The organism is Stenotrophomonas sp. STEN087, assembly GCF_056759115.1.
The window spans coordinates 56,678-67,493 of record NZ_JBRRCR010000014.1; the positions used below are offsets into that span (position 1 = coordinate 56,678).

At 68.1% G+C, this 10,816-nt stretch carries 11 protein-coding genes and 1 tRNA gene; 9 read left to right on the forward strand and 3 right to left on the reverse strand.

Annotation, left to right across the window (positions count from 1 at the left end; all coding sequences use genetic code 11):
• Positions 1–188: 188 nt before the first annotated feature.
• Positions 189–263: transfer RNA gene (locus tag ACVOK1_RS05960), tRNA-Glu, on the reverse strand.
• A gap of 52 nt (positions 264–315) precedes the next feature.
• On the opposite strand from ACVOK1_RS05960, the gene pcnB reads away from it, so the two are divergent.
• The 6 genes from pcnB to pgi all read left to right on the forward strand — a co-directional run bounded on the left by pcnB (position 316) and on the right by pgi (position 5,904).
• Positions 316–1,695, forward strand: coding sequence for a polynucleotide adenylyltransferase PcnB (pcnB, locus tag ACVOK1_RS05965; protein WP_164075002.1), 1,380 nt, complete (start codon positions 316–318; stop codon positions 1,693–1,695).
• Between the two features lie 3 nt (positions 1,696–1,698).
• Positions 1,699–2,184: a 2-amino-4-hydroxy-6-hydroxymethyldihydropteridine diphosphokinase gene (gene folK / locus ACVOK1_RS05970; RefSeq protein WP_481561419.1), complete on the forward strand. Its 486-nt coding sequence runs from the start codon at positions 1,699–1,701 to the stop codon at positions 2,182–2,184.
• Between the two features lie 34 nt (positions 2,185–2,218).
• Entirely contained in the window at positions 2,219–3,034 is an 816-nt protein-coding gene (panB, locus tag ACVOK1_RS05975) for a 3-methyl-2-oxobutanoate hydroxymethyltransferase (RefSeq protein WP_108768508.1), read from the forward strand.
• Positions 3,031–3,870, forward strand: coding sequence for a pantoate--beta-alanine ligase (panC, locus tag ACVOK1_RS05980; RefSeq protein ID WP_481561420.1), 840 nt, complete (start codon positions 3,031–3,033; stop codon positions 3,868–3,870). The genes panB and panC overlap by 4 nt, the downstream gene beginning before the upstream one ends.
• Positions 3,871–4,012: 142 nt before the next feature.
• Entirely contained in the window at positions 4,013–4,393 is a 381-nt protein-coding gene (gene panD, locus ACVOK1_RS05985; protein WP_006432456.1) for an aspartate 1-decarboxylase, read from the forward strand.
• The gene (pgi, locus tag ACVOK1_RS05990) at positions 4,390–5,904 is read left to right on the forward strand and encodes a glucose-6-phosphate isomerase (protein WP_481561421.1); all 1,515 of its coding nucleotides are present in this window, start codon (positions 4,390–4,392) and stop codon (positions 5,902–5,904) included. The genes panD and pgi overlap by 4 nt, the downstream gene beginning before the upstream one ends.
• A gap of 103 nt (positions 5,905–6,007) precedes the next feature.
• On the opposite strand, the gene ACVOK1_RS05995 is transcribed toward pgi, so the two are convergent.
• The gene (locus ACVOK1_RS05995; protein WP_108768511.1) at positions 6,008–6,571 is read right to left on the reverse strand and encodes a response regulator transcription factor; all 564 of its coding nucleotides are present in this window, start codon (positions 6,569–6,571) and stop codon (positions 6,008–6,010) included.
• Positions 6,568–7,794 carry an ATP-binding protein gene (locus tag ACVOK1_RS06000; RefSeq protein WP_481561422.1) on the reverse strand — a complete coding sequence of 409 codons (1,227 nt, stop codon included), beginning with the start codon at positions 7,792–7,794 and terminating at the stop codon, positions 6,568–6,570. Before ACVOK1_RS06000 ends, ACVOK1_RS05995 begins: the two co-directional genes overlap by 4 nt.
• 114 nt (positions 7,795–7,908) lie before the next feature.
• Between ACVOK1_RS06000 and ispG the strand changes: the two genes are divergently transcribed.
• The 3 genes from ispG to ACVOK1_RS06015 all read left to right on the forward strand — a co-directional run bounded on the left by ispG (position 7,909) and on the right by ACVOK1_RS06015 (position 10,752).
• Positions 7,909–9,174: a flavodoxin-dependent (E)-4-hydroxy-3-methylbut-2-enyl-diphosphate synthase gene (gene ispG / locus ACVOK1_RS06005; protein ID WP_481561423.1), complete on the forward strand. Its 1,266-nt coding sequence runs from the start codon at positions 7,909–7,911 to the stop codon at positions 9,172–9,174.
• Complete coding sequence (locus tag ACVOK1_RS06010) at positions 9,155–9,904, forward strand: phosphatase PAP2 family protein (RefSeq protein ID WP_481561424.1); 750 nt, start codon at positions 9,155–9,157, stop codon at positions 9,902–9,904. Before ispG ends, ACVOK1_RS06010 begins: the two co-directional genes overlap by 20 nt.
• A 200-nt stretch (positions 9,905–10,104) precedes the next feature.
• A complete protein-coding gene (locus ACVOK1_RS06015) occupies positions 10,105–10,752 on the forward strand; it encodes a response regulator (protein WP_108768515.1) in 648 nt (215 codons plus the stop codon).
• The last annotated feature ends 64 nt before the right edge of the window (positions 10,753–10,816 follow it).

A 10,816-nucleotide genomic window follows, 5' to 3' on the forward strand; every position in this document is an offset into this window, starting at 1 on the left:
CCGTTGGCGCCATGGATGGCGCCATCGAGCACCATGGAAGGGCTTTTGCGTGTCCAGGCCAGGGTGGCCCGCCCCCTCAAGCGCAGGAGCAGGGAGGCGCCACAGCGACCAAGCACCCGAAGCCACAAACCCCGGAAAACGGAAAAGCCCGCACGAAGGCGGGCTTTTTCGGTTCCTGCTGCTGCGACTGGTGCTCCCTAGGGGACTCGAACCCCTGTTTTAGCCTTGAGAGGGCCACGTCCTAACCACTAGACGAAGGGAGCATAAAATTGTCGCTGCCGAGGCAGGAGCGCTAGTATATGCACCTCGATGCCATTGGGCAATCCCGAAACTTCAACCGGAAGCGCCAACATCAATTCCTCTGCTCCATCACCGTTCAGCCTGCGCGTCATCCCGCGCGACCAGCACACGATCTCCCGCAAGGACATCAGCCCGAACGCTCTGCGCGTGCTGTACCGCCTGCGCGATTCCGGCTTCGGCGCCTACCTTGTCGGCGGCGCCGTGCGCGATCTGCTGGTCAATGGCCGCCCCAAGGATTTCGACGTGGCCACCGACGCCACGCCCGAACAGGTCAAGCAGCTGTTCCGCAACTGCCGCCTGATCGGCCGCCGTTTCCGCCTGGCCCACGTGGTCTTCGGCCGCGAGATCATCGAAGTCGCTACCTTCCGCGCCAACAGCGATGACGGCAGCGGCGACCGCGAAATGGAAAACGGCATGCTCGTGCGCGACAACGTGTACGGCACCATCGAAGACGATGCCGTCCGCCGCGACTTCACCTGCAACGCCCTGTACTACGCCATCGAGGATTTCTCGGTGCGCGACTACACCGGCGGCTTCGAAGACGTGCAGGCGCGCCTGATGAAGCTCATCGGCGATCCGGTGCAGCGCTACCAGGAAGACCCGGTGCGCATGCTGCGTGCGGTGCGCCTGGCCGCCAAGCTCGGCTTCCAGATTGAAGAAGGCACCGCCGCGCCGATCCCGCACCTGGCCAACCTGCTCAACGAGGCCGCCCCGGCGCGCCTGTTCGAGGAAGTGCTGAAGCTTTTCCTGTCCGGGCACGGCGTCGCCAGCTTCGAAGGCCTGGAACGTTACGGCCTGTTCGACGTGTTGTTCCCCGAAAGCGCCAAGGCCCTCAAGTCCAACCGTACCGGTGCGCTGCGCCGCATGCTGGTGGAAGGCCTGGCCAACACCGATGCGCGCGTGGCCAACGACGAGCCGGTCTCGCCGGCGTTCCTGTTCGCACTGCTGCTGTGGCCGGCGTACTGCCGTGCCCAGGCCAGCCTGCTCAAGCAGGGTGTCGCCCCGGAAGAGGCGCAGCGCCGCGCCGCGGACCGGGTCACCGTGCAGCAGCTGAGCACCATCGCCCTGCCGCGCCGCTTCTCGCTGCCGATGCAGGAAATCTGGCTGCTGCAGTCGCGCTTCAGCTCGCGCCAGCGCAAGCGCGTGTTCCGCACGCTCACCCATCCGCGCTTCCGCGCCGCGTTCGACTTCCTGGCCCTGCGCCAGGTCGCCTCGGCCGAGCACGAAGCCGACGTGGCGTTCTGGCGCGAAGCACAGGCGCAGTCCGGGCATGAGCTGGAATCCTCGCTGGATGCCATCCACACCGAGGGCGGGGACGAAGAGGGTGGGGCACCGCGCAAGCGTCGCCGCCGTCGTCGTCGCACCGGTGCTGCCGCCGGCGGCGCCGCCGAGTAAGCCATGACCCTTGCCTGGATCGGCCTGGGGGCCAACCTGGGTGACGCGGTCACCACCGTCCGCGCGGCCATCGCCGCGCTGGATGGCCTGCCCGGCACGCAGCTGCGGCAGGCCTCGCCCCTGTACGCCACGCCGGCCTGGGGCAACGAAGACCAGCCGCCGTTCGTCAACGCGGTTGCCGGGGTCGAGACCACCCTGGCCGCCGGCGATCTGCTGCAGGCGATGCTCGCGCTGGAACAGCAGTTCGGCCGCGTGCGCGACCCCGCCGTGCACTGGGGCCCGCGCGCGCTCGACCTGGACCTGCTGTTGTACGGCGACCAGGTGCTGGATGAGCCCGGCCTGCAGGTACCGCATCCCTACCTGCACGAACGCGCCTTCGTGCTGGTGCCGTTGGCCGAGATCGCACCGGATCTGGCCATTCCCGGGCATGGACGCGTGCAGGATGCAGTGGTGCGGGTCGATGCCTGCGGGATCGCGCCGATAGGGTGATAATGACCGGGTTATCTCCCCCGGTTATCAGCACATGAGCACCCACGCAGACAGCAAGCCCTGGACCGTTCCCGCACTGGCCGAAGCCAAGCGCAATGGCCAGAAGCTGGTCATGTTGACCGCTTACGACGCCAGCTTTGCCCGTACGTTCGACGCCAATGGCGTGGACCTGATCCTGATCGGCGATTCGCTGGGCATGGTCGTGCAGGGCCATGATTCGACCCTGCCGGTGACCGTCGCCGACATGGTCTATCACACCCGTGCGGTGTCCCGCGTGCTGCAGCGTGCGCTGCTGGTGGCCGACCTGCCGTTCGGCGCCGACGCCACCCCCGAGCGCGCGCTGGAGGCTTCGCTGCAGCTGCTGCAGGCCGGCGCCGAGATGGTCAAGATCGAAGGTGCCGGCTTCAAGGTCGACATCGTGCGCTACCTGGTCGAGCGCGAGATTCCGGTCTGTTCGCACCTGGGCCTGACCCCGCAGTCGGTGCTGCGCCTGGGCGGCTTCAAGATCCAGGGCCGTGGCGATGCCGCGCGCCAGCTGGTGGAAGACGCCAAGGCCGTGGCTGCCGCCGGTGCCGCGCTGATCGTGCTCGAATGCATGCCGACCCCGGTGGCCGCCGAAGTGACCGCAGCCGTCAGCGTGCCGACCATCGGCATCGGTGCCGGCCCGCAGTGCGATGGCCAGGTGCTGGTGATGCACGATTTCATCGGCCTGGACAGCGGCCACCGCCGTCCGAAGTTCGTCAAGGACTTCCTGGCCGAAGGCGGTTCGGTGGCCGGTGCCACCCGCGCCTATGCCGACGCCGTGCGCGACGGCAGCTTCCCCGACGAACAGCACGCCTACGCCCAATGATCCAGACCTTCAACGAGCTCGGCGCGCTGCGCGAGCAGATCGCACAGTGGAAGCAGCAGGGCCTGCGCGTGGCGCTGGTGCCGACCATGGGCAACCTGCACGGTGGCCACCATTCGCTGGTGACGCTGGCGCGGCAGTACGCCGACAAGGTCGTGGCCAGCATCTTCGTCAACCCGACCCAGTTCGGGCCGAATGAAGACTTCAGCCGCTACCCGCGCACGCCCGAGGCCGACGTGGCCGGGCTGGAGCAGGTCGGCTGCGATGCGGTGTGGCTGCCCAGCGTCGAGGCGATGTACCCGCTGGGCGTGGACAAGACCACGCAGATGCACGCCCCGGGCGTGAGCGAAGTACTGGAGGGCGCCAGCCGCCCCGGCCACTTCGATGGCGTCTGCACGGTGGTCGCGCGCCTGTTCCTGCAGGTGCAGCCGGACGTGGCCGTGTTCGGCCGCAAGGACTACCAGCAGCTGGCCGTGATCAAGCAGATGGTGGCCGAGCTGTCGTTCCCGATCCAGATCGTCGGTGCCGAGATCGTGCGTGACGACGATGGCCTGGCCAAGAGCTCGCGCAACCAGTACCTGGATGCCAGCCAGCGCCCGCTCGCCTCCACCATCCACCGCACCCTGCTGGGCATGCGCGAGGGCTATGTGGCCGGGCAGACGCGTGCGCAGATCGAGGCCGATGCCACCGCCGCGCTGCAGGCGGCCGGCTTCCAGGTGGACTACGCGGTGCTGCGCACCCCCGAGCTGGCCGAGCCGACCTTCGACGGCGGCGGCCGGGTGGCGCTGATCGCTGCCCGCCTGGGCAGCACCCGGTTGATCGACAATCTGGAATTCTGATGCCTGCGGGGTCGGATCCCTTTCCCGGTGGGAAAGGGCTCTGACCTCACGTCCAGCCCGCTACCTGAACAGGTTGCCGGCCGTGATGCCCCGCGCTGCGCGGGTGCTAGAATCCCCGCTTTCCTTTGCGTTGTGCCGTGCCATGCATCTGTCCCTGCTGAAGACCAAGATCCACCGCGCCACCGTTACCCATTCCGAGCTGAACTACGAAGGCTCGATCGCCATCGACGACAACCTGCTGGCTGCCACGGGCATCCGCGAGTTCGAGCAGGTGCACATCTGGGACGTGACCAACGGTGCGCGCTTCTCGACCTACGCCATCCGTGCCGAAGCCGGCAGCGGCGTGGTGTCGCTCAACGGTGGCGCTGCACGCCACGTGCAGGTCGGTGACATCATCATCATCGCTGCGTTCGCCAGCATGACCGAGCAGGAAGCCGACAGCTTCAAGCCGAAGCTGGTGTACGTGGACGGCAACAACCAGATCACCCACACCAACGACACGATCCCGACCCAGGCCGCATGACAACGAACAACGGATTCGACTCGCTGCATTCCCACGCCCAGCGCCTGGAGGGCGCAAGCATCCCCAGCCTCCTCGCCGCCGAACCCGGCCGCGTGCAGGACCTGGCGCTGCGGGTCGGTCCGTTGTACGTCAATTTCGCCCGGCAGAAATACGATGCCGCGGCGCTGCAGGCGTTGCTGGCACTCGCCGCCGACCGTGATGTCGGCGGTGCCATCACCCGCCTGTTCCGCGGCGAGCAGGTCAACCTGACTGAAGGCCGCGCCGCGCTGCACACCGCGCTGCGTGGCGACGGGGTCGATGCGCCGGTGGCGGCCGAGGCCTATGCCACCGCGCGCGAAATCCGCCAGCGCATGGGCGTGCTGGTGCGCGTGCTGGAAGACAGCGGCGTGACCGACGTGGTCAGCGTCGGCATCGGCGGTTCCGATCTGGGCCCGCGCCTGGTGGCCGATGCGCTGCGCCCGGTGACCGGTGCGCGCCTGCGCGTGCATTTCGTGTCGAACGTGGACGGCGCCGCCATGCAGCGCACGCTGGCCACGCTGGATCCGGCGAAGACCGCCGGCATCCTCATTTCCAAGACCTTCGGTACCCAGGAAACCCTGCTCAACGGGCAGATCCTGCACGACTGGCTGGGTGGCAGCGAGCGCCTGTACGCGGTCAGCGCCAACCCCGAGCGTGCGGCCAAGGCCTTCGCCATCGCCGCCGATCGCGTGCTGCCGATGTGGGACTGGGTGGGTGGCCGTTATTCGCTGTGGTCGGCGGTCGGTTTCCCGATCGCACTGGCGATTGGTTTCGAGCGTTTCGAGCAGCTGCTGGACGGTGCCGCGCAGATGGATGCGCACGCGCTGGACGCGCCGCTGGAGCGCAACCTGCCGGTGCTGCACGGCCTGACCGACATCTGGAACCGCAACGTGCTGGGCCATGCCACGCACGCGGTGATGACCTATGACCAGCGCCTGGCGCTGCTGCCGGCCTACCTGCAGCAGCTGGTGATGGAAAGCCTGGGCAAGCGCGTGCAGCGTGACGGCCAGCCGGTCACCACCGACACCGTGCCGGTGTGGTGGGGCGGGGCGGGCACCGATGTGCAGCACAGCTTCTTCCAGGCGCTGCACCAGGGCACCAGCATCATCCCGGCCGACTTCATCGGCTGCGTGCACAACGATGATCCGTACACGGTCAACCACCAGGCGCTGCTGGCCAACCTGCTGGCGCAGACCGAGGCGCTGGCCAACGGCCAGGGCAGCGATGACCCGCACCGCGATTACCCGGGTGGCCGCCCGAGCACGCTGATCCTGCTCGACGCGCTGACCCCGCAGGCGCTGGGCGCGCTGATCGCCATGTACGAACACGCCGTGTACGTGCAGTCGGTCATCTGGAACATCAACGCCTTCGACCAGTTCGGTGTCGAGCTGGGCAAGCAGCTGGCCAGCGGCCTGCTGCCGGCGCTGCAGGGCGAGGATGTGGCGATTGCCGATCCGATGACCCGCGAGATCCTGGCGCAGCTGAAGGGCTGACGCTCTGGTAGTGCCGGCCGCTGGCCGGCATCCAGGCGATGCTTCCGTCGTTCATGGGTTTGCCGGCCAGCGGCCGGCACTACCGGGGCAGGGCGGCGCCGCGTCAGCGGCTCGGGTCGCGTTCCGGGCTCGGCCGCTTGGCCAGCTTGCGCTGCAGCGAGCGCCGGTGCATTCCCAGCAGGCGCGCGGCGGCCGACACATTGCCGCCGGTCTCGTGCATCGCCTGCTGGATGTGTTCCCACTGCAGGCGACTGATCGGCGTCATCGCGTCGGGCACTTCCATTTCGCCGTCATCGGCCGGGCCGTCATCTTCCTCGCCCAGTGCACGCAGGATCATCGGCACCGTCGCCGGTTTCGGCAGGTAATCATCCGCACCCAGCTTGATCGCCTCCACCGCGGTGGCGATGCTGGCGTAGCCGGTTACCAGCAGGATCCGCATGTCCGCACGCAGGGCGCGCAATGGCTGGATCAACGCCAGCCCGGAATCGCTGCCCAGCTTCAGGTCGATCAAGGCGAACGCGGGCGGGTGCTGGCGGGCCAGGGCCAGCGCGCTGGCGGCATCCTGCGCGGTCTGCGTCTCCAGCCCCTTGCGGGCCAGGCTGCGCTGCAGCGTGCGCAGGTACAGTTCGTCGTCGTCGACCAGCAGGCCGAGGGTTGAGGCAGTCATGGGGTTTCCTCGTGGGGAGCCAGGGGCAGGCGGAAGCCGACGCGGCTGCCGGCGCCTTGCGCCGGGCGCATCCACATCTCGCCCTGCAGGCGTTCGATGGTGGCGTGGGACAGGGCCAGGCCGACGCCCATGCCCTCACTCTTGCTGCTGCCGAACAGCTTGCCCGGCAGCACCGCGGCGCGCGCGTTGAAGCCATGGCCGTAGTCGCGCACTTCGCCGATCAGATCCTCGCCGTCGATCCGCAGCTCCAGGTCCACGCGCGATCGCCCGGCCTGTTCGCCGGCATCGGCAGCGTTGTTCAGCAGCACCATCAGCAGGTGGCCGACGCCGGGGTCCAGCGGCAGGCGCAGCGGTGCATCGTCATTGCGGTGCAGGTCGATGGTCGGGCGCACCAGCCGCCACTGTTCCAGCACCTGCTGGGCGCTGGAGTGGCTGCGGCCGGGGCCGTCGGTGGAGGCCGGTGCAGCCAGCGCCAGCACGCGCTCACGACACTGCACCAGCAGCTCGCGCAGGGTTTCCATGTCCTCGCGTACTTCCGGTTCTTCGCTGCGCTCGGCCACATCGTCGGCGAGCAGGGTCATGGTCGCCAGCGGGGTGTTCAGCTCGTGCGCCACCGAGGCCGCATGGGTGGCCAGGGCGACGATGCCTTCGTTGCGGGCGAAACGCTCGCGCAGCGCTGACAGTTCCAGCTCGCGCACACGCAGGGCCATCGCCAGGCGGGTCGAGAAGGTCAGCACCACCGCCGCCGACAGCAGGAAGTTGGCGACCACGCCCCAGCGGTTGAGATCGAGTGCGCGGAAGTAGCCGCTCGGCAGCGGTTGCCCGAACAGGCCGCTGGCGGCGTAGCCGAGCAGGCAGGCGGTGGCCACCGCCAGGGCCCAGCGCAGGGGCAGGGCGAAGGCGGCCAAGGCAATCAGGATCAGGAACAGCGAGCCGAAGGGGTTGGCGATGCCGCCACTCCAGCCGACCATCCAGGTCAGGATGATGACGTCGACCAGGATGTGGCCGAACGCGGTCAGCGGCGCGGTATCGTCCGGTTCCGGGCGCAGCTGCGTATACAGGTTGAACGCGGCCAGCACGGCCACGCCCGCCCACAGCGGCAGCTGCGGCAGCGGCAGGCCGAGGACCCAGGTGGCGACCAGGATCGTCGCGGCCTGGCCGGCCACGGCCAGCCAGCGCAGGCTGCACAGGGTGCGTAGGAAGGGGGCGTCGGGACCGGTCATGCCCGACCATCGTATGCGTTCACCGGGCAACCTGCCTGCGACAATCGGCCGCAGTCGTGCCGACGGCTGAATGGGAATCGCCCGGAATGCAGGGCCGGGCGGTAGAATGCGCCCATGCACGACGCCGTCACCCGCCCGACCCAACCCTCCGATGCCACCGCCTGGTCCCGTCGCCAGACCCATGCCGTCCAGATCGGCGGGGTCACCGTAGGTGGCGGCAAGCCCGTGGTGGTGCAGTCGATGACCAACACCGACACCTCCGACGTCGCCTCCAGCGTGAAGCAGGTGGCCGAGTTGTGGCGGGCCGGTTCGGAAATGGTGCGGTTGACCGTCAACACTGTCGAGGCGGCCGCGGCCATCCCGCGCATCGTCGACAAGCTGGCGATGATGGGCATCGACGTGCCGCTGATCGGTGACTTCCACTACAACGGCCACCAGCTGCTGACGGCCGAGCCGGCCTGCGCCGAAGCGCTGGCCAAGTACCGCATCAATCCGGGCAACGTCGGCTTCGGCAAGAAGAAGGACCTGCAGTTCGCCCAGTTGATCGAGTTCGCCATCCGCTACAACAAGCCGGTGCGCATCGGTGCCAACTGGGGCTCGCTGGACCAGGCCCTGGCGGCGAAGCTGATGGACGAGAACAACCACCGCGAACAGCCCTGGGACGCCGGCCGCGTGCTGCGCGAGGCGCTGATCCGTTCGGCGCTGGATTCGGCCGAGCAGGCGGTGGAGATCGGCCTGCCGCGCGATCGCATCATTCTTTCGGCCAAGGTCAGCGGCGTGCAGGAACTGATCGCGGTGTACCGCGACCTGGCCCAGCGTTCGGATTTCGCCCTGCACCTGGGCCTGACCGAAGCCGGCATCGGCAGCAAGGGCATCGTCGCTTCGGCGGCGGCGCTGAGCGTGCTGCTGCAGGAAGGTATTGGTGACACCATCCGCATTTCGCTGACGCCCGAGCCGGGCCAGTCGCGTACGCAGGAAGTGATCGTCGCCCAGGAACTGCTGCAGACCACCGGCCAGCGCGCCTTCACCCCGCTGGTCACCGCCTGCCCGGGCTGCGGCCGCACCACCTCCGAGTTCTTCCAGGAACTGGCCAAGGTCGTGCAGAACCACGTGCGCGAGAAGATGCCGGTCTGGAAGGTGCAGCACCCGGGTGCCGAGAACATGATCCTGGCGGTAATGGGTTGCATCGTCAATGGTCCGGGTGAGTCGCGCCACGCCAACATCGGCATTTCCCTGCCGGGTACCGGCGAAACGCCGGCCGCGCCGGTGTTCGTCGACGGCGAGAAGAAGGTGACCCTGCGTGGCGACAACATCGCCCAGGAATTCGTTGCCCTGATCGACGACTACGTCGAACAGAAGTATGTCCGGATCGCCGGGTAAGCCGGCGATCCTGGCCGCGCCGGAACCGGCGTCCGGCTTCCGACACTGGATGGGGCGCAATACGTGGCGCCTGGTGCTGCTGTTTGCCGGCGTGCTGCTGCCGCTGGCCGGCTTCGTCGCCCTGGCCGATGAAGTGCACGAGTTCGAGTCGTTCCATTTCGACGCCCCGCTGCTGTGGCAGATGCACGGGCTGCATTCGCCGTGGCTGGACCGCTGCTTCGTGCTGTTGTCGAAACTGGGCTACGAATGGTTCCTGATTCCGGCGGACGTGCTGATCGTCGGCGCGCTGCTGTGGCGGCGGCGCTGGCGCGAGGCGACCTTCGTGGCCGTGTGCTTCGTCGGCTCGGCGCTGCTGAACATGGGCAGCAAGCAGTTCTTCCAGCGCGACCGCCCCAGCCTGTGGGAATCGATCGCGCCGGAATCGACGTTCAGCTTCCCCAGCGGGCACGCGATGGGCACCATGACCCTGGCCGCGACCCTGGTGCTGCTGGCGTGGAACACCCGCTGGCGCTGGCCGGTGCTGGTGCTGGCGCCGCTGTTCAGCCTGCTGGTCAGCCTCTCGCGGGTCTACCTGGGGGTGCATTACCCCTCCGATATCCTCGCCGGATGGTGTGCGGCGCTGGTTTGGGTGGTAGGGTGCTATCTGGTCATGTTCAGTCGCCGGCAACCTTGGCGACACCGCGGTTCGCCGCCAGCAGCGGCCAGCGAAGCGATCGCAACAGGGGAGTGACGTGGATGCCCCTTCGGGGACGTCCATGCAGCAGCAGGTTGTTTCGTTGTAACGGGTTCTGTGGGACAGGGGGCAACATCGATGTGCGAAGAATGTGATGCGCAAGGCAGATTGCCGTTTTTGCGCAGTCATCGTGCTTGCGGTGCCCGGATGCCCTGCCTAGCGTGGCCCGCAATGGCCGCATTCGAAGAGGTACGTGAATGACGATTCGAGTCTACCTGGTGGACGACCACGCGCTGGTCCGCACCGGTATGAAGATGATCCTGTCGGGTGAAACCGACATCGAGGTGGTGGGCGAAGCGGAGACCGGCGAGGACGGCCTGCGCGAGATCCGCCAGCTGCTGCCGGACGTGGTGCTGTGCGACCTGCACCTGCCGGGCGTCAGTGGCATGGAAGTGACCGAGCGCATCGTCCGTGGCCACCGCGCCACGCGCGTGGTGATCGTGTCCGTGCTGGAAGACGGCCCGCTGCCGAAGCGACTGCTGGAGGCGGGCGCCGCCGGCTACATCGGCAAGGGCTGCGATGCGCAGGAGCTGCTGCGTGCGGTGCGTGACGTGGCGGCCGGGCGCCGTTACCTGGGCACCAGCATCGCGCAGAACCTGGCGCTGTCCACGGTGGAAGGCAATGCCTCGCCGTTCGATACGCTGTCGCCGCGCGAGCTGGAAGTGGCGCTGCTGCTGACCCAGGGCCTGCGCCAGGAAGACATCGCGCGGCGCCTGAGCCTGAGCGCGAAGACGGTGAACACGCACAAGGCGCGGTTGTTCGAGAAGATGGGGATCAGCGACAACATCGCGCTGGCGCGCATGGCCAGCCAGTACGGGCTGGTGGATCCGGCACGGCCGCTGTAACAGCGTCGGCTACAGCCGGGTCAGAGCCCATTCCAGCGGAAAGGGATCAGACCCGGGCCCGGGT